The following is a 22,613-nucleotide window of genomic DNA, read 5'->3' on the forward strand; positions in this document are numbered from 1 at the left end:
CCTGCGCGACGAACAGTGTGATCCCAAAGTCGTCGAGAGCATCATGGCCGACGAGAAGAGCTGCTGAGGCAAGACGGCCCTCGGCGGAACCTTACGCTGTTCTGATGAAAAACGACCAAAAATACGCAACCCGAATCCATTCAAACCCTTTTATTCACAAGGGCTTGAATGGAGATCGAGATTAGCAGTTCAGAATTCGAGGTCCAGCCGCAACCCACCACCGTGTTGAAGCTGTCAGCGCCAGAGATTAGCAGTTCAGAATTCGAGGTCCAGCCGCAACTTTCACCATCTTTAAGTTTGTACATATTCAGATTAGCAGTTCAGAATTCGCGCTCGTAGCTGGGGCATCAAAAGGCGCTTTGTTCGCGATATCTGAGGGGTGCCCTGCGGCAGCAATGGTGAAGGGGTTTCGCCGCGACCTGTGCCGAACACCTTCATCTAAGCGGAGCCAGCTATTCAGAATTCGAATACGTGTGAACCGCAGCAGCGAGTGGATCTACCTAAAAAATAAAATTGACATCATTTTCATTTTTATGCCAGCCTAACGTTGGATGATTTTTCATTTTGCGGCGAGTCGAGGAAACTTGGGTGAAAGCGATCCATCCTCCCGGCAGTTTCCGGCGACCCTCTCTTTGAGAAATGATCGCCACGTCCTGTAATCGGCTATGGAACAGTAAGAAAATGAACGGATTTTCGGCTCAAGCTGTGGAACGGCGCCACGGTCAGAGTGAATTTTGCGTCTGGCTTGCGGGGGACCGTGCAAGCCTCCGTAAGGGAGAGCGCACGCGCAAGGATTTGATGGTGACATGCGCTGAGCTTCTTGCTTCAGAGCCATTTGATCGCCTTACCGTTTCGGGGCTTTGCAAGGCGGCAGGCGTCGCTCATGGAACGTTTTACGTTTACTTTGATAATCTGAACACGCTTCTGGCAGAGGTGCTTGGCTATTTTGTCGATTATGTTCAAATCCATATGCGGTCGGCTGCACGGCAAGGGGGCGACCCGGTCCGCGCTACCACGGCGGCCTATTACGCGCTGTTCAAAGCAAATGCCGGCTTGATGAAATGTCTGGTCATCGGCATCGACGCCTTTCCTGAGGCGCGCGCGGCGTTCCAGCGTCTGAATAACGAGTGGGCGAAAACCGTTGTCTACTCTGTGAAACGACAAAACCAAGCGGGACATTCTGCGGAAGACGAAATGATGCGTCGGGCCTATGCGCTTGGTGGGATGGTCGATCAGTATCTTACTGGCCTTTTTGTTGCCGAAGACCCGTGGATTGCCTCGATTTCCCAAGATTCCGAGGCTGTGATTTCCACACTTACCGACATCTGGATGAAAGGCATGAAGGAATGAGCTTGCTTCAGGACGGGCACCTGTTGCCACTGGATGATATCGCGCAGCACCGGCAGCAGGCTTGGGAACGGCAAAGCGCTTACGTCGCTGCAAACTCGGCCTTTTACCAAAGGCTTTGGGATGGGCAGACGCCGCCCGCGCGATTGGAGGATATTGCCGAACTGCCGTTTTCGGACAAGGCGGGGCTGCGGCTGTCCCAGCCCGCGTCGCCCCCCTTCGGCGACTATCTGGCGGCGCCGCTTGAAAAGGTCAGCCGCTTGCACCGGACATCGGGAACCACGGGGCAGGCGATGAATCTGGCCATGAGTATGCGGGATTGCGAGATTACCGAAATTGTCGGTGGTCGGGCGCAATCGCTTGCAGGGCTTAAAGCGGGCACGATGGTGGTTCACTGCCTGAATTACCAGATGTGGATGGGCGGGTTGACCGATCACCTGACGCTGGAGCGCACGGGCGCTACGGTGGTGCCGTTTGGCGTCGGGTCGACCGAACTGCTGATCAATACCATACTGGAAACCGGGATCACGGCGATTTCCTGTACGCCATCTTATCCCGCGGTTCTGGAGCGGGTCATTGCCGAGAAATTCCCGCACCTCTCTCCTCGTGATCTTGGGCTTAAGCTGGGGCTGTTCGGCGGCGAACCCGGTATCGACGATCCGGCTTTTCGTAAACGCTTGAGCGATACCTGGGGGATGCAGCCGCGCAACGCGAACTACGGCGTTTCGGACGTGTTCTGTAATTTTGCGTCTGAATGCGCACACGACACTGCGCTGCATTTCGTGGCGCATGATGTTCTGCATGTGGAACTTATCGACCCAGACAGCGGCACCCCAAAAGCGGTTGCCGCCGGGAACGAGGGTGAACTGGTGCTGACCCATCTGAGCCGCGAATGCCAGCCGTTAGTTCGGTTCCGCACCGGAGACATCATCCGGGTCGAGAACACGGACACTTGCGCCTGCGGTTGCGCCGGGTTCCGCTTCCGGGTGATTGGCCGGTCGGACGACATGGTTGTCGTGCGGGGGCTGAACATGTTCCCCACTATGGTGGCCGCTGTGGTGACAAGCTTTGACGAATTATCGGGTGATTACCGGATCGTTCTGGATACGCCACCGCCCTATGATGTGTTGCCGGTGCAGGCTGAACTGGCTGCGGACGGACAGGATGACGGCACGCTGTCCCGCCGGATGGAAGAGCGTTTCAAGCAAAAGCTGGGGGCGACGATCCGCGTGAAAATCGTCCCTCACGGGACATTCCCGCGCACCGAAGGCAAAACGAAACGAGTGATCAGGAGCTATGAATGACGAGCTTTGAATACGAAACCATCCGCTCGGAAATGACGGCCGAAGGCGTCAGGACGATTTCACTGAACCGCCCCCATGCAATGAATGCGATGAACCGCCGCCTGATTGACGAGATATCGGTCGCATTCGACGACGCCAATCGCGATCCAGGCACGCGAGCCATTATCTTAACCGGAGAGGGGCGTGCATTCTGTGCGGGGGATGACCGCCATGAGCATGTTCACCCCGAAACCGAAGAAGAAGCCCGCGCCGTCGTCGACGCGATCCAGCGCGCGACGGTTGCTATCGTTATGGGGGCAAAGCCTGTTGTCGGCGCGATCAATGGCTGGGCTGTTGGCGGCGGTTTCGAATGGGCGATCAACTGCGATTTTCCGATCTGGGCGGAAAGCGCCAAGGGCTTTTTCCCCGAGGTGTCGCTTAACCTGTTCGTGACGGGGGCCGTGACCTCGATCCTGCCCGGCATCGTAGGTCCGGTGAAAGCGCGCGAAATGCTTTTTCTGGGGCAGCGATATTCGGCGGCTGAGCTGAAAGAGATTGGCGTGGCATGGAAAGTGGTGCCGGACGATGGGTTGATGGCCGAAGCCGAAGCCGTGGCATCGCAACTGGCCGCGCTGCCCACGCTTTCCACCAGAGCAATGAAAAGGGTGTTGAATCAGGCGATGGCGGGCGGGCTGCACCAAGCGCTGCACCTTGAAACCGAAGCGACTGTTGCGGGGTTCCTTGATCCAGAGACGACCCGGCTACTGAAGGATTTCTAAGGGCGAAGCAGAAAGACTCGCCCAGAGCCGGGACCGGGGGCAGGTCCAGTTGGCAAAGAGAGCGGGGCGCAGGCAGACACCTTATTCACAACATCAATTCAGGGAGCGCTTGAACCAGCAAGAGCTGGAAGCGGGGCGAATATGTGACTGGTCCGGTCAGCCCCGTGGACACGCGGGCCGCAATGGTCTATCGGGGGCGCAACGAAATCGGGGATATGCTTATGACCTCTGGCAAGAACGGCCTGACCTATGCAGATGCAGGCGTGGATATTGATGCTGGCAACGAACTGGTGAACCGGATCAAACCGGCGGCCAAGCGCACGGCGCGGTCCGGCGTGATGGCCGGGCTGGGTGGTTTTGGCGCGCTGTTTGACCTGAAGGACGCGGGCTACAAAGACCCGATCCTTGTGGCGGCGACGGATGGCGTTGGCACCAAGCTGCGTATTGCCATTGATACCGGCAATGTGGACACGATCGGCATTGATCTGGTGGCCATGTGCGTCAACGATCTGGTGTGCCAGGGCGCAGAGCCGCTGTTTTTCCTGGATTACTTTGCCACTGGCAAGCTGGAACTGGAACAGGCCACGCGCATCATCGAAGGTATCGCCGAAGGCTGCGCACAATCCGGTTGTGCGCTGATTGGCGGTGAAACGGCTGAAATGCCGGGCATGTATCACGATGGCGATTTCGATCTGGCTGGCTTTGCCGTGGGCGCGATGGAACGCGGCGCGGATCTGCCTGCGGGCGTGAAAGAAGGCGACGTGCTGCTGGGGCTGGGATCGAACGGGGTGCATTCCAACGGCTATTCGCTGGTGCGCAAGCTGGTCGAGGTGTCCGGGCTGGGCTGGGGTGCAGAATGTCCCTTTGCCGATGGCACATTGGGCGCGGCGCTGCTGGCACCGACCCGGCTGTATGTGAAACAGGCATTGGCCGCGGTACGGTCCGGGGGCGTTCATGCGTTGGCCCATATCACCGGCGGCGGTTTGACGGAAAACCTGCCGCGCGTCCTGCCCGAGGGCATGGGCGCCACCATCGACCTGACATCGTGGGACTTGCCGCCCGTGTTCAAATGGCTGGCGGCAACTGGTGGCATGGCGCAGGCTGAACTGCTGAAAACCTTTAACTGCGGCATTGGCATGATTCTGGTGGTAGAGGCGGACCGGGCCGATGCGCTGACCGCGCTGCTGTCTGACGCGGGCGAAACCGTCAGCCGTTTGGGGACTGTCGGCGCAGGCGAAGGCGTGGCCTATACCGGGGCAATTCTGTGACGAAACGGGTTGCGATCCTGGTTTCGGGCGGTGGCTCGAACATGGTGAAGCTGGTCGAAAGCATGGTGGGCGACCACCCGGCGCGCGCTGTTCTGGTGGGATCGAACGATCCTGACGCCGGGGGGCTGAAAAAGGCCGCTGAAATGGGGGTTCCCACCTTCGCCGTGGATCATCGCCCCTTCAAGGGCGACCGCGAAGCGTTTCAGGCTGAATTGCTGACCCATCTGAAGGCGGCTGAACCCGATGTGATCTGTCTGGCCGGTTTCATGCGGGTTCTGACCGAAAGTTTCGTGCGCGAATGGGATGGGCGGATGCTGAATATCCATCCGTCGCTGTTGCCCAAATACAAAGGGCTGCACACCCACGCCCGTGCATTAGAAGCAGGCGATGCCGAGGCAGGATGCACCGTGCATCTGGTGACGCCCGCGCTGGATGATGGCCCCATTCTGGGACAGGCACGGGTGCCGGTTCAGCCGGGCGATACGCCCGACACGCTGGCCGCGCGGGTGCTGCAACAGGAACACAAGTTGTATCCGGCGGTGCTGGAACGGTTTGTCCGGGGCGAAACCGCACCGCTATATCTGGGCTAATCCCCAAATTCCGGCCCTGCCTTTCCATTGGCGGGGCTTTGGCGTATATGCAGGCAATCGCCCTGAACGCCGCAAAGAAACATTCTGGTCAAGAACGAAAACCGCCGTATGAAGACACTGACCTCGACGGAAGAACTGGCAGCATTTTGCGCCGAAGCCCGTACCCATGATTACGTTACGCTGGACACTGAATTCCTGCGCGAACGGACCTACTATTCCAAACTGTGCCTGATCCAGATGGCGATGCCCGGCGATACGGATGACAATGCCGTATTGGTGGACCCGTTGATGGAAGGCATGTCGCTGGAACCGCTATACGAGCTGTTTCGGGACACGTCTGTGGTAAAGGTGTTCCATGCCGCCCGGCAGGATTTGGAAATTTTCTTTATCGACGCTAGGGTTTTCCCGGAACCGTTGTTCGATACGCAGGTGGCCGCGATGGTCTGCGGTTTTGGCGAACAGGTGGGTTATGAAACCTTGGTGCGCAAAATCGCCAAGGCGTCGCTGGATAAAAGCCACCGCTTTACCGATTGGTCGCGCCGCCCGCTGACGGATGCGCAGCGCACCTATGCGCTGGCGGATGTGACGCATCTGCGCAAGATTTACGAATTTCTGGCCGCGCAGTTGAAAAAGAACAAGCGCGAAAAATGGGTGCAAGAGGAACTGCAAGTTCTGACCAATCCCGAAACCTATATCGTGCGCCCCGAAGAGGCATGGCAGCGCGTGAAAACCCGCACCACCAGCGGCAAGTTTCTGGCCGTGGTGCGGGAACTGGCGCGGTTCCGCGAAGATTACGCGCAGTCCCGCAACATTCCGCGCAACCGGGTGTTCAAAGACGATGCGCTGGTCGAACTGGCCTCGACCAAACCGGCGACGCTGAACGATCTGGGGCGGTCGCGGCTGCTGCTGCGCGAAGCCCGTAAGGGTGATATTGCCGATGGTATTCTGGCGGCCGTGTCTGCCGGGATCGAGTGCAAACCCGCCGATTTCCCCAAGATCGACAGCGAACGGGATAAGTTGCAAGTGAACCCGGCGCTGGCCGATCTGTTGCGGGTGCTGCTGAAAGCCAAGACCGAGGACGAAGGCGTTGCATCGAAACTGATCGCGCCCGCGTCTGATCTGGATGCGATTGCGGCAGGGATGCGGGATGTTCCGGCACTCAGCGGCTGGCGGCGCGAAGTGTTCGGTGAAGACGCGCTGCGCCTGTGCAAGGGTGAAATCGCGTTGGCGGCCAAAGGCAAAAATGTGCGGATTGTGGAGCTGTAAAAGCGTACACACCAATCGCAGGGAAGGGGGCGCATATGCGCCCCTTTTTAGTTAGCGGCGGCGTGAACTCATCGTGTTTTGGGCGGCCTGTACCTGAATTGTGCGGACCCCATCCAGCTCATTATCGGTCAGAAAGGTGGCGGCGGTGACGGTGCGGGTCCATTCAGACCCCTGCGCCAGCTTTTTGCCCGGTTGAACAGCCTTTAGGTCAAAGGTCAGCACGCCATTGACGGGCTGCTTGTTGTTGGTGGGGATCAGACGCACCTCGTATGGGCGCTGGAACTGTGCGATGCCGCTGACACGGACCAGCGCCCCGCCGGGGGTGCGTTCGATGTGCAGGGTTTTGACCTGCGACATCAACTGACCGGCATAAGGAAGCTGTTCGCGGCGCAGGATGCTGCCCCGTCGCTGGGGAATCAGCGGGTTGGTGTTTTCTGCTGTCGCAACCGGGGTTGATTTAGCCCGGCCAAACCAGTTCATCGGGTTCAGGCGCGAGTTGCCGCAGCCCGTCAGCACGAGCGTGGAAATCAGAAGGGCCGAAAGAGGTATCCGCATAGCATCCGCCTTTGTCGCTGTCTTTCACGGGTTATCTTATCTGCGCGGGCTTGAAAAGACGCAAGGCGGGGCTGGACCTTTGGGCAGTCGCCGCCTAGGTGGAAAGCAGCAGAAAAGGGAACGGATATGGCCACCGAAGCGTTCGAAGCGATTGTCGAAGATTTTGATTTTCTGGAGGATTGGGAAGATCGGTATCGGTATGTGATCGAACAGGGCAAAGCGATGGAGCCACTGGACGAGGCGCTGAAAGTCCCCGCGACAAAGGTGGATGGCTGCGCCAGTCAGGTGTGGCTGCATCCGAAAATTGACGGCGGCGTGTTTTCCTTTGACGGCGATAGCGATGCGCTGATCGTGCGTGGGCTGATTGCGGTCTTGCGGGCGCTGTATAACGGCTTGCCTGTCGGGGCTGTCACCGGGGTGGATGCCCATGCGGAACTGGAACGGCTGGGGTTGCACGAGCATTTGTCCTCGCAGCGGTCTAACGGCGTGCGGGCGATGATTGAGCGCATCCGGCTGGTGGCTGCTGCGGCTGTATGATCCGGTAAATTGAGTGGCTGCCCCACGCATGGGGTGCTTCGGCCTGCGCCGAAGCGGTGTGGGGGCGCTGCCCCCATCGCCTGCGGCGATCCCCCGGAGTATTTTGAGCAAGATGAAAGGGGCGGTCAGGCCTGTTTGGCCAATGCCGTCGCCAGATCGCCATAGCCCGTGAAACGGCGTTCAAAGCTGAGGCCCAACCGGGCGGCGCACTCCTGCGCTTTGGTGGTCAGGGCGGGGTCGTCGGTTTGGGCCTGATAGACCAGTTTGGTGTAATGGCCGAAATAGGCGGGCAGCAATTCGGGATGCCGGTCCAGCCCCAGCGGTTTCCAGACAAAGGCATCGAATTGCCGGGTCAGGAAATCCGTCAGGTAAAAGGCGGTGATTTCGTCGCCATGTTCGGCGAAAGCGGCATTGCCTTCGTAGAAGGAATAGCAATGTGGCCCGGCAATCATTTCGACGCCGTGGCGGGTGCAAACCTGTTCCAGCATCCCGCCGGTGCCGCAATCGGCATAGACCACGAATAGCCGGTCGTGGGTGGCCTGATGCTCAAGGATGGTTTGTTCGACCGCCGCGGCGATTTTTTCGGGGTGATTGTGCAGGATGGCGGGCAGGCAGGTCAGGTCCATGTGGGACCAGCCATTCAGGCGGATCAGCGCCAGAATTTCCCGCGCCAATGCCCCGCAGGCAATCAACAGCACCCGGCCTGTTTCGTGGGCCGGGGCCAGTCCGTTGCGTGTCAGGCTGTCATCGCTGGGCAGGGTCATTGCGAAAAGTGGCCCGCGCCGTAACGCGGGCCAGATCAGCCTTAGGCTGACATTTGGTTGTGCTTGCGGGCGATGAAGCTTTTCGCGGTCTCCACCGCAACAGCCGCATCCCGGCAATAGGCATCAGCGCCGATGGCTTTGCCGAATTCTTCGTTCAGGGGCGCGCCGCCCACCAGCACGATATATTCGTCGCGCAGGCCGCGTTCTGCCAGCGTGTCGATCACCGTTTTCATATAGGGCATGGTGGTGGTCAGCAGGGCGGACATGCCCAGAATGTCAGGCTGTTCGCTTTCCAGTGCGCCCAGATAGGCATCGACATCGTTGTTGATGCCCAGATCGACCACTTCAAACCCTGCGCCTTCCATCATCATGGCAACCAGATTTTTGCCGATGTCGTGGATGTCGCCTTTGACGGTGCCGATCACCATTTTGCCCATGCGCGGTGCGCCGGTTTCGGCCAGCAGCGGTTTCAGGATGGCCATGCCGCCCTTCATCGCGTTGGCGGCCAGCAGGACTTCGGGGACGAACAGAATGCCATCACGGAAATCTGCGCCAACCACGGTCATGCCGCCAACCAAGGCCTCGGTCAGGATGCGGTAGGGTTCCCAGCCACGCTCCAGAAGGATGTTTACACCTTCTTCGATTTCTTCTTTCAGTCCGTCGTAGAGGTCGTCGAACATCTGTTCGACGAGTTCTTCGTCATTCAGTTCGGACAGGATGATGTCGTCTTGATCTTCCGACATATGCGCGATTCCTTGATGGGGGCGGGGATTCCGCCAAGGGCCAGTATTTTTCCAGATTTCCGTCTTTTCCGGATATTACACTAGGCGGATTGCGACAGGACTGGTTTCGGTTCCGACTTATATGAAGGAATGTTGCAAAGGTGCATTGAAAAATCTTCACCAAGATTGTGACTTTGCTTGCGGATGTTCCTGTTTTGTTCATAATCCGGGGATGGATGACACAGAATACCATCAGATTGATGCCGAGCGGCGCAAGGCGCGCGGGGCGCTGACCAACCGGACCGGGCGGTTCGAGGGGCAGGCGCGGGTGCGGGTGTCTGATGGGTGGGAGATCGAAGAGGATCTGCCGCCCCTGCGCACAGAGGTGCGGGAAGAACGGGCGCGCAGCATGATCACCTATAACAGGTCGCCCGATCTGCCATTCGACCGATCCATCAATCCGTATCGTGGGTGCGAACATGGCTGCATCTATTGTTTTGCACGGCCCAGTCACGCCTATCTGGGGCTGTCGCCGGGGCTGGATTTTGAAACGCGGCTGGTGGCGCGGCCCAATGCGCCAGCGGTGTTGGCGGCGGAATTGCGTAAACCGTCCTATCGGGTGGCACCGCTGGCGATTGGCACGAATACCGATCCCTATCAGCCGTTGGAACGGGATCGGGGGATCATGCGGGCCTGTCTGAAGGTGTTGCACGAATTTCGGCATCCGGTGGCGATTGTGACGAAGGGCACGCTGATCGAGCGTGATCTGGATATTCTGGCGGATATGGCAGCGATGGGGCTGGTGCGGGTTGGGGTGTCGGTGACGACGCTGGATTCCGGCTTGTCGCGGGCGATGGAACCGCGTGTGCCGGTGCCTGCGCGGCGGTTGGCCGTGATCCGGGCGCTGACCGGGGCAGGGGTGCCGGTGCGGATCATGACCTCGCCCATCGTGCCGATGCTGAACGATCACGAGATCGAGGCGTTGCTGGAAGCCGGAAAAGCGGCGGGGGCCGATGCGGCAAGCTGGATCATGCTGCGTTTGCCGCTGGAGGTGTCGCCGCTGTTCCGTGAATGGCTGGAGGAGGCGTTTCCGCTGCGGGCCGCGCGGATTATGGCGCGGGTGCGCGAAATGCACGGCGGGGCGGATTATTCCGCCCGTTGGGGGCATCGGATGCGGGGCGAAGGCGAATATGCCCGGATGATCAGCGCCCGGTTCGCGGCAGCGGCGCGGCGACTGGGACTGGACGCGCCCCAGCCGCCATTGCGCTGTGATCTGTTCCGGGTGCCAGCGCGTCCGGGGGATCAGCTTTCGCTGTTTTAAAGCATTCCGCCAAAACCCTGAACACAGATTTTGGCGAAGCGCAGCGCGATAAATGAGTGTGACGCTTTAATCAGCCGCGACGACGGCGAGAGGTGCGGCGGCCTGCGCCTGCGTCTTCGCCGGTGCCATCAGAGGCCGAGGAGAAGCCACCCAGCTTAGCGGTGATGTCCTCCAGCGAGGGGCGGGGGCCACGCGGGCGTTCTGTCAGCGCCTTGTGCATGGCTTCCAGATGTTCGGGCATGGTGCCGCAGCAGCCGCCGATGATGGTGGCACCGGAATCGCGGGCCAGAACCGCGTATTCGGCCATCAGTTCCGGCGTGCCGTCATAATGGATATGCCCGTCGTGATATTTGGGGATACCGGCGTTGCCCTTGGCGATGATGGGCCGCTCGGTGCCGTGGGCGGCAAAACCCAGCACGGTGCGCAGCAGATCCGACGCCCCGACGCCGCAATTCGCGCCAAAGGCGATGGGCGGGTTTGGCAGCTTTTCGACCATATCCACCATTGCGGCGCTGGTGACGCCCATCATGGTGCGCCCGGCGGTGTCAAAGCTCATGGTGCCGCACCACGGCATATCGGCCAGTGCAAAGGCTTCGGCGGCGGCTTTGTATTCTTCGGGGGCGGAAATGGTTTCCAGCCACAGCACGTCTGCGCCGCCTTCTTTCAGCCCTTCGGCCTGTTCATGGAAAATCTCCACGGCGGCGGCGTGGGTCAGCGGACCCATCGGGGCAAAGATTTCGCCGGTCGGACCAACCGAGCCAGCCACAACCACGGTGCGCCCGGACGCATCCGCCACTTCGCGGCCCAGTTCGGCGCTGATCCGCGACAATTCGCGCGCCCGTTTTTCCGCACCATGCAGCTTCAGCCGGGCCGCGTTGCCACCGAACGAGTTGGTCAGGAAAATATCCGAACCTGCATCCACCGCGAATTTGTACAATTTCTTGATACGGTCGGGGTGTTCTTCGTTCCACATTTCGGGGGCGTCGCCCGAGCTAAGCCCCATGTTGAACAGATTGGTTCCCGTTGCGCCATCGGCCATCAGCCAGTCACGGGTTTCCAAAAGGCGGGAAAGTGCATTGGTCATCGTCGGGTCCTTACAGATCGGCGTTTCGCGCGCTACCTGTCACGTTTGGGAAAAAAGGGCAAATTCATTCTTGTTGGGAAAAATAGATGGAATTTGCCAAATCCCAAAGCAAAACGCGGCCCCGAGGGGCCGCGCTTGCGGTAATGTCTTCATCCCGAAGGATTATTCCGACATCAATTGTTCCTGAGCCACTGCCAGCAGCTCGGCGCGTTTGGCGCGGATGGTGTCGGCGTCTGCCTTGCCTTCCAGATCGGCGGCGACTTTGCGCACCACATCTTCGTGACCGGCTTCTTCGAAATCGGCGATGATGACGGTTTTGGCATATTCGGCAGCTTCATCGCCGGATTTGCCCAGAAGTTCAGCAGCCCACAGGCCCAGCATCTTGTTGCAGCGGGCTTCGGCCTTGAACTTCATTTCCTCGTCATGGGCAAATTTGTTTTCGAATGCGTTTTCGCGGTCGTCAAAGGTGGTCATTCCAGTGTCCTCGGCTGACGTTGGTGTTGGGACTGATATGCCTGTATGAGGCGTTCGGCGCAAGGGGCAAGGGGCGATCCGGTCCAGCCTCTCTTGCGACAACCCCTTCCATAGACTAAGAGGGCGCAAAACCGGGACTCATTCCCGGCCACAGCGACGGAGTAACCATGGCACGGCGCAAGAAAATTTACGAAGGCAAAGCCAAGACCCTGTATGAAGGTCCCGAACCCGGAACCATTGTGCAGTATTTCAAGGATGACGCCACCGCGTTCAACGCCCAGAAAAAAGACGTGATCGAAGGCAAGGGGGTTTTGAACAACCTGCTGTCTGAATATTTCATGCTGGGCCTGAACAATATCGGCGTTCCCACCCATTTCCTGCGTCGTCTGAATATGCGGGAACAACTGGTGCGCTCGTGCGAGATTATCCCGCTAGAGGTGATCGTGCGCAACTTTGCCGCCGGGTCGATGGCCAGCCGTCTGGGAATCGAAGAAGGCACCCAACTGCCGCGCCCGATCGTCGAATATTGCTACAAGGACGACAAGCTGGGTGATCCGCTTGTCACCGAAGAACATATCGCCGCATTTGGCTGGGCCAGTCAGCAGGACATGGATGACATCCTGAGCCTTGCACTGCGCGTCAACGATTTCCTGTCGGGGGTCATGTATGGCGTGGGCATCAAGCTGATTGATTTCAAAATCGAAATCGGCCGCGTGTATGAAGGCGATTATCAGCGGTTGGTGGTGGCCGATGAAATCAGCCCCGATAGCTGCCGCCTGTGGGATCTGGAAACTGGTCAGAAGCTGGACAAGGACGTGTTCCGCCGCGATCTGGGCAGCCTGACCGATGCCTATACCGAAGTGGCCCGCCGTTTGGGTGTTCTGCCCAAAGGCACCGCACCTGCCAAACCGACCCTGATCAACTGATCGACCCAGAGTAAGGAAAGACACGATGAAAGCTCGCGTTCATGTCATGCTGAAGAACGGCGTTCTGGACCCGCAAGGCGAGGCCGTGCGTCACGCGCTGGGGTCGCTGGGGTTTGACGGGGTAAACGGTGTGCGTCAGGGCAAGGTGATCGAACTGGATCTGGCCGATGGCACCACCGAAGATACCGTCAAAGAGATGTGCGAGAAGCTGTTGGCGAATACCGTCATCGAAAGCTACTCGATCGAACTGAACTGATCCCGGACAGGAGCCAGAGCCATGAAAGCCGCCGTTGTCGTATTCCCCGGATCGAATTGTGACCGCGATCTTGCTGTCGCCTTTGAACGCGCCGGTGCCAAAGTCAGCATGATCTGGCACAAGGATACCGATCTGCCGGGCGATGTGGATATCGTTGGCATTCCCGGCGGGTTTTCCTTTGGCGATTATCTGCGCTGCGGGGCGATTGCCGCCAATTCGCCGATCTGCCGGTCTGTGGTGAAACACGCTGAACGCGGTGGTTATGTGCTGGGCGTTTGTAACGGGTTTCAGGTGTTGACGGAAACCGGGCTGCTGCCCGGCGCGCTGATGCGCAACGCCAACCTGAAATTTATTTGCAAACCCGTTGGGTTGGAAGTGGCGACCGCCGACAGCGCCTTTACCGCTGGCTATGAAAAGGGGCAGGTGCTGTCGATTCCGGTGGCGCATCACGATGGCAATTACAATGCCGACTCTGAATTGCTGGCCCGTCTGAACGGCGAAGACCGCGTGGCGTTTCGGTATACGGACAACCCGAACGGGTCGGTCGATTCGATTGCGGGTGTGTTGTCGGACAATCGGCGCGTGCTGGGCATGATGCCGCACCCGGAGCGGGCCGTTGACGAACGGCATGGTGGCACCGATGGGGTGGCAATGTTCCGCGCGTTGATGGACCAACTGGTTACAGCGTGACTTGAGGCGGCCACGTCCCCGGCGTAATCTGGGGCATGGCTGTGAAACCACGATCCCTTGTGAAATCCAACCGCGCCAGCACGATTAGCTGGCGCGTGCGTGTCGCGCTGCTGGTGCTGAGCGTGCTGGCCGTGGTCACGGTGGTTGTGACCAACAACCTGCTGACGGATCGGTTTACCCAAAATACCCGTAACCGGGCTGAATTGCGGTTGGCGCTGTATGGCGGCAACTTGCTGTCTGAACTGCGCCGTAACGCCATCGTGCCGCAATTGCTGGCGCGGGATGCGGCGCTGATCGGGGCGCTGAATTCGGGCGATTATTCGCAATCCACGCAGCGGTTGATTTCCTTTGTCGATGAAATCGGCGCGGCGTCGCTGATGCTGTTGGACAAGGATGGGCGGGCCGTGGCGGCAACGGATCGCAACCGGCTGGGGTCGCAGCATCGGCAAGACCCTTATTTTCTGAATGCGGTGCGGGCCTCGGACACGGTGTTTACCGTGCTGCGGCGCGAAAGCGGCGGATACAGCTTTACCTATTCGCGCCGTGTCGAAAGCCAGGGCGCGGTGATGGGCGTGATTCTGGTTGAGGTTGATTTACAGAAGTTTGAACGCGCTTGGGCCGGGATTTCCGATGCGGTTCTGGTGACGGACAGTTCCGGCACGATCATTCTGGCAACCGAACCACGCTGGCGCGGCCAATCGGAGGCCGAGGCATTGCGATCTGATCCTGCCGACAACGCCATTCAGCGGGCCATTCAGGCCACAAGCGATTGGGCGGCTTTCCCCGCCGATGCCTATGTGCAGGGCGAAGCTGTGATGCGGATGGAAACCCGTATCCCGTTCCGGGGCTGGCGGATCACCAGTTTCACCACCTATGACAGCGTGCGCGAAAAGGTGAATGGGTTTCTGGCGCTGGAAATCATGGGATTCGCGATCCTGTTGGCGCTGGCCTTCTATTTCCTGTCTCGCAAAACGGCGCTGCGGATGGCGTTGTTTCAACGGGAATCGGCGGAACTTCGCGCGTTGAATGCGCGGCTCCAGCGGGAAATCGCCGAACGGGAACGGGTTCAGGAAACGCTGGCGGTGGCTGAACAGACCCTTGCGCAAAGTCAGAAACTGGCCGCTTTGGGGGAAATGTCGGCAGCGGTCAGCCACGAATTGAATCAGCCGTTAGCGGCGATGAAAACCTATCTGGCGGGGGCGAAGCTGCTGCTGAAACGTAACCGCCCTGACGAGGCGCTGTCGTCCTTTCAGCGGATTGACGACCTGATCGGGCGGATGGGCGCGATCACCCGGCAATTGAAAAGCTATGCCCGGAAAGGCGGCGATAGTTTCACCGAAGTGAACATGAATGACGCGCTTGCCTCGGCCCTGTCGATGATGGAACCGCAGTTAAAAAACAGGCATGTGCGCATCAACCGGGCGCTGCCGGTGCAGCCGGTTCGGGTGATGGGGGATCGGGTTCGGGTGGAACAGGTTATGATCAACCTGCTGCGCAATGCGCTGGACGCAACGCAGGGCGTGGACGACCCGGAAATTGACATCATTTTGGCCGCTGGCGAAACCGCAACGCTGACGGTGCGCGATAACGGGCATGGCATCGACAATCTGGATGCGCTGTTCGAACCTTTTTACACAACCAAGCAACCGGGCGAAGGCGTGGGGCTGGGTTTGGCGATTTCCTCGGGGATCGTCAGCGACCTTGGCGGGCGGCTGACGGCCCGCAATGCCGAAGGCGGGGGGGCTGTTTTTGAAATGCAGCTACCTATCTTAACCAATGACACAGAAATAGAAGCGGCGGAGTAAACTCATGTCGAAGGTGATGAAGATCGCCATTGTGGATGACGAGCAGGATATGCGTCAGTCGATCAGTCAATGGCTGGCGCTGTCGGGCTACGACACCGAAACATTTGCCAGCGCCGAAGATGCGCTGAAAATTCTGGGGGCGGATTATCCGGGGATCGTGATTTCCGATATCAAAATGCCGGGCATGGACGGGATGCAATTCCTGAAAAAGCTGATGGGCAGCGATAGCGCGCTTCCGGTGATCATGATCACCGGGCATGGCGATGTGCCGATGGCGGTCGAGGCTATGCGCGTCGGTGCATATGATTTTCTGGAAAAGCCCTTTAACCCGGATCGGATGACCGAACTGGCGAAGAAGGCCACGAATGCCCGGCGGCTGACGCTGGACAACCGGGCGCTGCGCAAGGAATTGTCCGATGGCGGGCAGTTGATGAATAAGCTGATCGGGTCGTCCCCCATGATGGAGCGCCTGAAAGAGGATATTCTGGATCTGGGGCAGGCCGATGGGCATGTGCTGATTGATGGTGAAACCGGCACGGGTAAGACATTGGTCGCTCATGCGCTTCATGCCGTGGGGGCGCGGGCGGGCAAGAAATTTGTCCTGATCCCCTGTTCCGCGTGGGACGAAGATGCGCTGGCAAAGCGCCTGTTTGGTCCGATGATGCCCGAAGACAGCCAATTGCCTGCGGTCGAAGAAGCCCGTGGCGGGACATTGGTGCTAGAGGATGTCGAGGCGCTTTCGGATGCGCTTCAGGCGCGGTTGCTGAGCGTGATCAACGATCAGGGCAATCCGCCGGAAACCCGGATCGTGGCCATTTGCAATATGCAGGAACAGGATCGCACCATCGAAGACGCCCTGCGCCCGGACCTGTTTTACCGGCTGGCAGCGTTGCGGATCACCTTGCCGCCGCTGCGCCAGCGTGGCGAGGATATTCTGACCCTGTTCACCCGCCTGTCTGAACAGTTTTCCGAAGAATACGGCTGTGACGCGCCAAAGGTTTCCGCGCAGGAAGCCGCGCAATTGTTGCAGGCGCCGTGGCCGGGCAACGTGCGCCAGTTGATCAATGTCGCTGAACGTGCGGTTTTGCAATCGCGGCGGGGCAGCGGCACGATTACGTCCCTTCTGATGGCGGATCATGATGACATGCAGCCGGTGATGACCACCGAAGGTAAACCGCTGAAGGAATATGTCGAAGCGTTCGAGCGGATGTTGATCGACAACACGATGCGCCGTCACAAGGGATCCATCGCATCGGTTATGGATGAACTGTGCCTGCCGCGCCGGACGCTGAACGAAAAAATGGCGAAATACGGTCTGCAACGGTCGGATTACCTGTAAGCCGCTGGCATAGGGCGGAAACGGAAAAGGGCGACCCGATTGGGCCGCCCTTTGTTTTGTCGCAAGGCGGGGATCAGTTGGTGCCCTGTGCCATGCACGAAGCGTAATAAGTGGTCGTGGCGGGCCAGTCCGAGAACATACCCACGATGCCAACCTCTTGGGCCAGTACGTCCAGCGCGGTGAAGTAGACGCTGTCATCGGTGGTTGCGTCCTTGACCGACTGGAAGTACCAGCCGCCGCCAGTGGCCAGCGGCCCGGACCGTTCCAGCGTCCACGAAATCAGGTGCAGCCCTGCGTCTTTCGCGGCTTTGGCGTAATCCGATGCGGCGATCTGGCCGTCTTTGACGGTCAGCAGCATGTTGATCGACGGGGACAGATAGTTCACGCCCTGCGCTTTCAGAGCGGCGAAATCTTCATTCCAGGTTTTAGCGTCCTGTTCGTTGAACCCGTCGTGCCATTCCACCAGATAGACGGCCTGTTTGCCGAACTCCGGCTCTGCCTTGATCCAGTACAGCACGTCGTTCAGGTTAAAGCTTTGGGCGAAAACGTTTTTCGGATCGACGCCTGCGGCTTTGTATTCGTTGATCATCTTCTGGGCGTAATCCTCTTGCGAGAACCCGTCGAAAGGCATGTCAACCGAGGGCGATTTCAGTTCGGGGGTGAATTTCACGCCCAGTTCCTTGAACAGCGCAATCGATTCCGCGTGGGTCATGATCTTGCCTTCGGTGGCATACAGGTCGGTGCGCCAGCGCGGCGTGCCGTTCATGTATCCCGCGACAGTCGTGGCCGATTTGTCCGCTGCGTCCATTTTGCCGGTCAGAGATTTGAACTCGGCCAGCGTGATATCCGAGGTGCGGCATTCAGCCGAAGCTTTCTTGTCGCCTGTGGCCGGGGCAAACCCGGTGGTGCAGTTGGCCGCCAGATCGGTCGCCAGAATGTTGGTGGTGGTATGCAGGTCGTTCTGGGCGTGACGGCAGACCAGTTCTTTGTCCTTGGTGAAGGTCACGTCACATTCCAGAATACCGGCCCCCATGCGGGCTGCTGCGCGGTAGCTTTGTTCGGTGTGTTCGGGGAACATCAGCGCGGCACCGCGGTGGCCGATGGAAAAATCGCTGCGAACGGGTTCCATGTCCGCGCAAGAGGCCAGTTTGGTTTTCAGCGCACCTTCGGGCATCCGGTCAATCAGGAAGGCCGGACGCGGACCAAGTTCGATGCGGTCAGCAAAGGCGGGGGCGGCCAGCGCGGCCAGGGTCAGCGCGCCAAGGGTCAGGCGTTTCATCTGTAGTCTCCATTCGGAATAAAGTGGTGTCAGCGGTGTCGGGGAGAGCGGTAACAGCCGCGCGACGCTTCGATGACGGCTGGGTGAAGCCTGAATGAAAGAAAAAATACATGTTTGACGCAGTTTTGATGGGCTTTGTCGGGCAGTAGGGGGCGCAAAAGTATTTTGCGTATTGTCTTTCGGCCCTTGCACACCTTATGTTGATAAAACGGCGACAGGCAGGTTCTGCCCGCCGCGAGAGTTTCGCTGTCTTGACCGGATGACCGAAAGCAACCGGCCCGATCAGGCAGACCGATTGGCCTTGTATAAGGCATGATAATGGCCCGCGATCCCGTTCCGGGAGGCTGGGCAATGAACGGGCGGATCATGGTTCAGCCATGAAACCGTCGGAGAAGAAACGCGATGAGGCGCGCGAGACACCCAAGTGCAAGAGCAGAGGCCCAAACCGGCCAGCCCTGCCGCGCGTCCGCACTCGCCCCTAACAGACACCTGCCGCAACGCCCCCGCCCACCGGGTCAGGGGGCTTTGCCGCAGTGCAAACGGACACAATGGCAAAGAAAATGCTCATCGACGCCACCCACGCGGAGGAAACCCGCGTCGTGGTGGTTGACGGAAACAAGGTTGAGGAATTCGACTTTGAATCTGAAAACAAACGCCAGCTTGCTGGCAACATTTATCTGGCAAAAGTAACACGGGTCGAACCGTCACTTCAGGCTGCATTCGTGGACTATGGCGGAAATCGTCATGGGTTCTTGGCCTTTTCGGAAATTCATCCCGATTATTACCAGATCCCCGTCGCCGACCGCGAAGCGCTGATGGAGGAAGAACACGCCTATGCCGAGGCCCAAAAGGCCGAGGAAGACGATGAAGGCTCTTCTAAAAAACGGTCGCGCCGGTCCCGGTCCAAGGCCGCGTCCAGCAAAAGCAGCGATGCAGTCGCAACCCGCGAAGTGGGCAGCGAAATCGCTGGCATGGAAACCATCGACCTGAACGAGGAAGAAGCCCCCGAGGGAAGTTCCCCGATGGAACGGGTTGCCGAAACCCCGGTCGAGGAACCGCAGGAAGAGGGCGATCAGCCTGTTTCGGAGGAGAATGCCGCCGAAAGCCCGGTCGAAGACGCTGCCGCCGCAGATCAGGCTGAAAGCGATCAACCGACCGAGGATACCCCGGCAGAGAGCGGGGAAGCCGATACCGCAGAGGTTTCAGACGAAGCCGAAGAAAACCACAGCGACGACGATACCGACGAAAACGGTGACGACGACGAGGATGACAATCCGGTGGAAACCGTCGAGAAAGACGATTCCATCGAGGATGTCTCGCAGGATGATGACCCCGAAGACGTGCGCCCGGTCCGCAAACCGCGCCCGCGCCGCTATAAGATTCAGGAAGTCATCAAGGTGCGCCAGATTCTTCTGGTACAGGTCGTCAAAGAAGAACGCGGCAACAAAGGTGCGGCGCTGACCACCTATCTGTCGCTGGCCGGGCGCTATTGCGTTCTGATGCCGAACACCGCGCGAGGCGGCGGGATTAGCCGCAAGATCACCAACGCGGTTGACCGCAAGAAATTGAAAGACATTGCAACCGAAATCGACGTGCCAAAGGGCGCTGGGCTGATCATTCGGACCGCAGGCGCAAAACGCACGAAATCCGAAATCAAGCGCGATTACGAATATCTGCAACGGCTTTGGGAACAGATCCGAGAACTGACGCTGAAATCCATTGCGCCAGCCAAGATCTACGAAGAAGGCGACCTGATCAAGCGGTCCATCCGCGACCTGTATAACCGCGACATTGACGAGGTGCTGGTCGAAGGCGAACGCGGCTATCGCATCGCCAAGGACTTCATGAAAATGATCATGCCGTCCCACGCCAAGAACGTGAAGCATTACGCGGAATCGATGCCGCTTTATGCGCGCTATCAGGTGGAAAGCTACCTGAACAGCATGTTCAACCCGGTGGTACAGTTGAAATCGGGCGGCTACATCGTGATCGGTGTGACCGAGGCGCTGGTGGCGATTGACGTCAACTCGGGCCGGGCGACCAAGGAAGGCTCGATCGAAGAAACCGCGCTGAAAACCAACCTTGAGGCCGCCGAGGAAGTGGCGCGTCAGTTGCGCTTGCGTGACTTGGCTGGTTTGATCGTGATTGACTTCATCGACATGGACGAGCGCAAGAATAATGCCGCCGTCGAAAAACGGATGAAGGACAAGCTGAAAACTGATCGCGCCCGCATTCAGGTGGGCCGGATCAGCGGGTTTGGCCTGATGGAAATGAGCCGTCAGCGTTTGCGCCCCGGTATGATCGAAGCGACGACACAGCCCTGTCCGCATTGTCACGGCACGGGGCTGATCCGGTCGGATGACAACCTTGCGCTGTCGATCCTGCGCCAGATCGAAGAAGAAGGCACCCGCCGCCGCACCCGTGAAGTGCTGGTGAAATGTCCGGTCGGCATTGCCAACTTCATCATGAACCAGAAACGGGAACATGTGGCGCAGATCGAAGCGCGCTATGGTCTGTCGGTGCGGATCGAAGGCGACCCGATGCTGATCAGCCCGGATTTCTCGATCGAGAAGTTCAAGACAGCGACGCGGGCCGTCCCTGAACAGGTTGCGCCCGTTGTGTCTGTCGATAGCTCTTTGATGGACGAGGTGGATGAAGCGGTCGAGATCGAGGAGGAGGAAACCCCCGAGGTCGAGGCAGAGGAGGACACCAAGCCGAAGAAACGCCGCCGCCGCCGCCGCCGGTCCCGTTCGCGAAGCGGGGATGGTGAAAACGGGGGCGAGGCATCGGATGGTGATGCGGATGACGGTGCCGAGGATGCGGAAGCTGACACTGACGCAGAGGCGGCAACCGATGATGAGGCCGCGCCTGACGAGGTGAAATCGGACGACGAAGCGACCGAGGAAGCCCCGAAAAAACGCAGCCGCCGCCGTCGGTCGCGCTCGAAGTCGAAAGAGGGCGAGGAGCAGACCGAGGTTCCGGCAGAGGATGCGGAAGCTGCCCCCGTTGCAGCCGAGGATACGCCGTCTGACGACGCGACGGATGCGCCAGAGCCGGTGGCCGATGCGGTTGTGGCGGAAGCCGTAACCGAAGAAGCCCCCGCCGAAGTGGCAGAGGCCGCGCCGGTCGCCAGCGAAGCGCCGGTGGAGGAGCCGGTGACTGAGGCCGCGCCTGACGTGGCTGAAGCCGAGGAAACGCCTGTTGCGATCCCAACGGAAGAGGCCGCGGCGCCAGAAGCACCTGTGGAGGAGGGGACTGTAGAAGACCCCCCAGTGGCAGAGGTTGCACCAGCCGAAGACGCCCAAACGCCGGATGCCCCGGTCGCAGAGCATGAACCGGCAGAGGTGGCGGCTGAAACCGTACATTCCGAACCGGAGCCTGTAAGCGCCGAGGCCGCGCCGGAACCGGACCGCCCCAAACGGCGCGGTTGGTGGAACGCCGGTCGCTAAAATTGGAAACGCCGCCCGGAACATCGGGCGGCGTTTTTCGTTGTACCAACGCAGATGTGAATTCCGTCGCAGTGACGGCCCCGGATTTATCGCCTATCAGGGCTGTATGTTCGGAATCGAAATCATTGACGCGGGCCTGTTGCCCGCCGTGCTGGTGGCGCTGATGGCGGGGATTGTTTCCTTCCTCAGCCCCTGTGTCCTGCCTATCGTTCCGCCTTATCTGGCGTATATGAGCGGCGTATCGCTATCGGATCTGAACGCCAGCGGGCGCAGAAAAAGCGCCTTGGCTCCGGCCTTTTTCTTTGTGCTGGGCCTGTCTACGGTGTTTCTGTTTCTGGGGTTTACGGCTTCGGCAATCGGGGCGGTGTTTCTGGCCTATCAGTCATGGTTCAACACGATTGCCGGTATCTTGGTGATGGTGTTCGGGGCGCATTTCGTGGGCGTTTATCGGATAGGATTTCTGGACCGCGAGGCGCGTATTGATGCCGGGGATCGCGGCGGGTCCGCCTTTGGGGCATATGTGCTGGGGTTGGCGTTTGCCTTTGGCTGGACGCCCTGTATCGGCCCGCAACTGGGCGCGATCCTGTCCTTGGCCGCGTCCGAGGCGTCAATTGCCCGTGGTACGATCCTGTTGGCCGTTTACGCTGCGGGGCTGGGGATTCCGTTTCTTCTGGTCGCGGCATTCCTGCCACGCCTGACCGGGGTTATGGGGTGGATGAAACGGCATATGGAACAGATCGAGCGCGTGATGGGCCTGTTGCTGTGGACCATTGGTTTGTTGATGCTGACGGGTGGTTTTTCGTCCTTTTCCTATTGGCTGTTGGAACGGTTCCCGGCTTTGGCGACCTTGGGCTGATCCAGCGGAATGCGCTGCGCGCA

Annotated in this window: 21 protein-coding genes; 15 read left to right on the forward strand and 6 right to left on the reverse strand. The window is 59.4% G+C overall.

The features are described from left to right. Positions 1-681: 681 nt before the first annotated feature. From FN828_RS08250 to rnd, 6 genes are all read left to right on the forward strand, one after another. On the forward strand, positions 682-1,350 hold the full coding sequence (locus FN828_RS08250; RefSeq protein WP_185958973.1) for a TetR/AcrR family transcriptional regulator: 669 nt from the start codon (positions 682-684) through the stop codon (positions 1,348-1,350). Next, positions 1,347-2,651, forward strand: a complete 1,305-nt coding sequence (locus tag FN828_RS08255) for a phenylacetate--CoA ligase family protein (protein ID WP_142492933.1) — start codon at positions 1,347-1,349, stop codon at positions 2,649-2,651. The genes FN828_RS08250 and FN828_RS08255 overlap by 4 nt, the downstream gene beginning before the upstream one ends. Beyond that, a complete protein-coding gene (locus FN828_RS08260) occupies positions 2,648-3,409 on the forward strand; it encodes an enoyl-CoA hydratase/isomerase family protein (protein ID WP_142492934.1) in 762 nt (253 codons plus the stop codon). The genes FN828_RS08255 and FN828_RS08260 overlap by 4 nt, the downstream gene beginning before the upstream one ends. Before the next feature lie 221 nt (positions 3,410-3,630). Beyond that, positions 3,631-4,677: a phosphoribosylformylglycinamidine cyclo-ligase gene (gene purM, locus FN828_RS08265; RefSeq protein ID WP_142493056.1), complete on the forward strand. Its 1,047-nt coding sequence runs from the start codon at positions 3,631-3,633 to the stop codon at positions 4,675-4,677. Further along, positions 4,674-5,267, forward strand: a complete 594-nt coding sequence (gene purN / locus FN828_RS08270) for a phosphoribosylglycinamide formyltransferase (protein ID WP_142492935.1) — start codon at positions 4,674-4,676, stop codon at positions 5,265-5,267. Before purM ends, purN begins: the two co-directional genes overlap by 4 nt. Before the next feature lie 108 nt (positions 5,268-5,375). Then, complete coding sequence (rnd, locus tag FN828_RS08275; protein WP_142492936.1) at positions 5,376-6,533, forward strand: ribonuclease D; 1,158 nt, start codon at positions 5,376-5,378, stop codon at positions 6,531-6,533. Positions 6,534-6,584: 51 nt separating this feature from the next. Here rnd and FN828_RS08280 read toward each other — a convergent pair whose 3' ends face one another. Then, the gene (locus tag FN828_RS08280) at positions 6,585-7,088 is read right to left on the reverse strand and encodes a hypothetical protein (protein WP_142492937.1); all 504 of its coding nucleotides are present in this window, start codon (positions 7,086-7,088) and stop codon (positions 6,585-6,587) included. 126 nt (positions 7,089-7,214) lie between these two features. On the opposite strand from FN828_RS08280, the gene FN828_RS08285 reads away from it, so the two are divergent. Further along, positions 7,215-7,625 carry a SufE family protein gene (locus FN828_RS08285; RefSeq protein ID WP_142492938.1) on the forward strand — a complete coding sequence of 137 codons (411 nt, stop codon included), beginning with the start codon at positions 7,215-7,217 and terminating at the stop codon, positions 7,623-7,625. 125 nt (positions 7,626-7,750) lie between these two features. Here FN828_RS08285 and FN828_RS08290 read toward each other — a convergent pair whose 3' ends face one another. Together FN828_RS08290 and FN828_RS08295 are read right to left on the reverse strand one after the other, a co-directional pair. Next, entirely contained in the window at positions 7,751-8,389 is a 639-nt protein-coding gene (locus FN828_RS08290) for a DUF1638 domain-containing protein (RefSeq protein WP_142492939.1), read from the reverse strand. 41 nt (positions 8,390-8,430) lie between these two features. Then, a complete protein-coding gene (locus FN828_RS08295; protein WP_142492940.1) occupies positions 8,431-9,132 on the reverse strand; it encodes a corrinoid protein in 702 nt (233 codons plus the stop codon). A gap of 211 nt (positions 9,133-9,343) precedes the next feature. Here FN828_RS08295 and FN828_RS08300 point away from each other — a divergent pair, with 211 nt between their 5' ends. Continuing rightward, positions 9,344-10,432, forward strand: a complete 1,089-nt coding sequence (locus FN828_RS08300; RefSeq protein ID WP_142492941.1) for a PA0069 family radical SAM protein — start codon at positions 9,344-9,346, stop codon at positions 10,430-10,432. A gap of 70 nt (positions 10,433-10,502) precedes the next feature. Here the strand turns inward: FN828_RS08300 and bmt are convergent, their stop codons facing one another. Further along, positions 10,503-11,516 (reverse strand): betaine--homocysteine S-methyltransferase, encoded by a 1,014-nt coding sequence (gene bmt, locus FN828_RS08305; protein WP_142492942.1) that lies wholly within the window; start codon positions 11,514-11,516, stop codon positions 10,503-10,505. A gap of 162 nt (positions 11,517-11,678) precedes the next feature. Next, a complete protein-coding gene (locus FN828_RS08310) occupies positions 11,679-11,990 on the reverse strand; it encodes a DUF1476 domain-containing protein (protein WP_142492943.1) in 312 nt (103 codons plus the stop codon). A 167-nt stretch (positions 11,991-12,157) separates the two neighbouring features. Here FN828_RS08310 and purC point away from each other — a divergent pair, with 167 nt between their 5' ends. Genes purC through FN828_RS08335 form a run of 5 tightly spaced genes read left to right on the forward strand, consistent with a single transcriptional unit; the run spans position 12,158 to position 17,006 of the window. Then, positions 12,158-12,916, forward strand: a complete 759-nt coding sequence (gene purC / locus FN828_RS08315; RefSeq protein WP_142492944.1) for a phosphoribosylaminoimidazolesuccinocarboxamide synthase — start codon at positions 12,158-12,160, stop codon at positions 12,914-12,916. A 25-nt stretch (positions 12,917-12,941) separates the two neighbouring features. Continuing rightward, positions 12,942-13,172 carry a phosphoribosylformylglycinamidine synthase subunit PurS gene (purS, locus tag FN828_RS08320; protein ID WP_142492945.1) on the forward strand — a complete coding sequence of 77 codons (231 nt, stop codon included), beginning with the start codon at positions 12,942-12,944 and terminating at the stop codon, positions 13,170-13,172. Positions 13,173-13,193: 21 nt separating this feature from the next. Next, on the forward strand, positions 13,194-13,862 hold the full coding sequence (gene purQ / locus FN828_RS08325; protein ID WP_142492946.1) for a phosphoribosylformylglycinamidine synthase subunit PurQ: 669 nt from the start codon (positions 13,194-13,196) through the stop codon (positions 13,860-13,862). Positions 13,863-13,897: 35 nt separating this feature from the next. Next, complete coding sequence (locus FN828_RS08330) at positions 13,898-15,667, forward strand: sensor histidine kinase (protein WP_142492947.1); 1,770 nt, start codon at positions 13,898-13,900, stop codon at positions 15,665-15,667. A 4-nt stretch (positions 15,668-15,671) separates the two neighbouring features. Continuing rightward, positions 15,672-17,006 (forward strand): sigma-54-dependent transcriptional regulator, encoded by a 1,335-nt coding sequence (locus FN828_RS08335; RefSeq protein WP_142492948.1) that lies wholly within the window; start codon positions 15,672-15,674, stop codon positions 17,004-17,006. Positions 17,007-17,079: 73 nt separating this feature from the next. Here FN828_RS08335 and FN828_RS08340 read toward each other — a convergent pair whose 3' ends face one another. Further along, complete coding sequence (locus tag FN828_RS08340; protein WP_142492949.1) at positions 17,080-18,285, reverse strand: glycerophosphodiester phosphodiesterase family protein; 1,206 nt, start codon at positions 18,283-18,285, stop codon at positions 17,080-17,082. A gap of 548 nt (positions 18,286-18,833) precedes the next feature. On the opposite strand from FN828_RS08340, the gene FN828_RS08345 reads away from it, so the two are divergent. Together FN828_RS08345 and FN828_RS08350 are read left to right on the forward strand one after the other, a co-directional pair. Next, a complete protein-coding gene (locus FN828_RS08345; protein ID WP_142492950.1) occupies positions 18,834-21,734 on the forward strand; it encodes an Rne/Rng family ribonuclease in 2,901 nt (966 codons plus the stop codon). Between the two features lie 106 nt (positions 21,735-21,840). After that, entirely contained in the window at positions 21,841-22,590 is a 750-nt protein-coding gene (locus FN828_RS08350; protein ID WP_142492951.1) for a cytochrome c biogenesis CcdA family protein, read from the forward strand. The last annotated feature ends 23 nt before the right edge of the window (positions 22,591-22,613 follow it).

Source organism: Thalassovita litoralis, from assembly GCF_900182725.1.
Lineage (GTDB): Bacteria > Pseudomonadota > Alphaproteobacteria > Rhodobacterales > Rhodobacteraceae > Thalassobius > Thalassobius litoralis.

Bases quoted from the DNA above. Each gene is read 5' to 3' on its own strand.
- FN828_RS08250 (WP_185958973.1), top strand. From the start codon at position 682: ATGAACGGATTTTCGGCTCAAGCTGTGGAACGGCGCCACGGTCAGAGT.
- FN828_RS08255 (WP_142492933.1), top strand. From the start codon at position 1,347: ATGAGCTTGCTTCAGGACGGGCACCTGTTGCCACTGGATGATATCGCG.
- FN828_RS08260 (WP_142492934.1), top strand. From the start codon at position 2,648: ATGACGAGCTTTGAATACGAAACCATCCGCTCGGAAATGACGGCCGAA.
- purM (WP_142493056.1), top strand. From the start codon at position 3,631: ATGACCTCTGGCAAGAACGGCCTGACCTATGCAGATGCAGGCGTGGAT.
- rnd (WP_142492936.1), top strand. From the start codon at position 5,376: ATGAAGACACTGACCTCGACGGAAGAACTGGCAGCATTTTGCGCCGAA.
- FN828_RS08280 (WP_142492937.1), bottom strand. From the start codon at position 7,088: ATGCGGATACCTCTTTCGGCCCTTCTGATTTCCACGCTCGTGCTGACG.
- FN828_RS08285 (WP_142492938.1), top strand. From the start codon at position 7,215: ATGGCCACCGAAGCGTTCGAAGCGATTGTCGAAGATTTTGATTTTCTG.
- FN828_RS08290 (WP_142492939.1), bottom strand. From the start codon at position 8,389: ATGACCCTGCCCAGCGATGACAGCCTGACACGCAACGGACTGGCCCCG.
- FN828_RS08295 (WP_142492940.1), bottom strand. From the start codon at position 9,132: ATGTCGGAAGATCAAGACGACATCATCCTGTCCGAACTGAATGACGAA.
- FN828_RS08300 (WP_142492941.1), top strand. From the start codon at position 9,344: ATGGATGACACAGAATACCATCAGATTGATGCCGAGCGGCGCAAGGCG.
- bmt (WP_142492942.1), bottom strand. From the start codon at position 11,516: ATGACCAATGCACTTTCCCGCCTTTTGGAAACCCGTGACTGGCTGATG.
- FN828_RS08310 (WP_142492943.1), bottom strand. From the start codon at position 11,990: ATGACCACCTTTGACGACCGCGAAAACGCATTCGAAAACAAATTTGCC.
- purC (WP_142492944.1), top strand. From the start codon at position 12,158: ATGGCACGGCGCAAGAAAATTTACGAAGGCAAAGCCAAGACCCTGTAT.
- purS (WP_142492945.1), top strand. From the start codon at position 12,942: ATGAAAGCTCGCGTTCATGTCATGCTGAAGAACGGCGTTCTGGACCCG.
- purQ (WP_142492946.1), top strand. From the start codon at position 13,194: ATGAAAGCCGCCGTTGTCGTATTCCCCGGATCGAATTGTGACCGCGAT.
- FN828_RS08330 (WP_142492947.1), top strand. From the start codon at position 13,898: ATGGCTGTGAAACCACGATCCCTTGTGAAATCCAACCGCGCCAGCACG.
- FN828_RS08335 (WP_142492948.1), top strand. From the start codon at position 15,672: ATGTCGAAGGTGATGAAGATCGCCATTGTGGATGACGAGCAGGATATG.
- FN828_RS08340 (WP_142492949.1), bottom strand. From the start codon at position 18,285: ATGAAACGCCTGACCCTTGGCGCGCTGACCCTGGCCGCGCTGGCCGCC.
- FN828_RS08345 (WP_142492950.1), top strand. From the start codon at position 18,834: ATGGCAAAGAAAATGCTCATCGACGCCACCCACGCGGAGGAAACCCGC.
- FN828_RS08350 (WP_142492951.1), top strand. From the start codon at position 21,841: ATGTTCGGAATCGAAATCATTGACGCGGGCCTGTTGCCCGCCGTGCTG.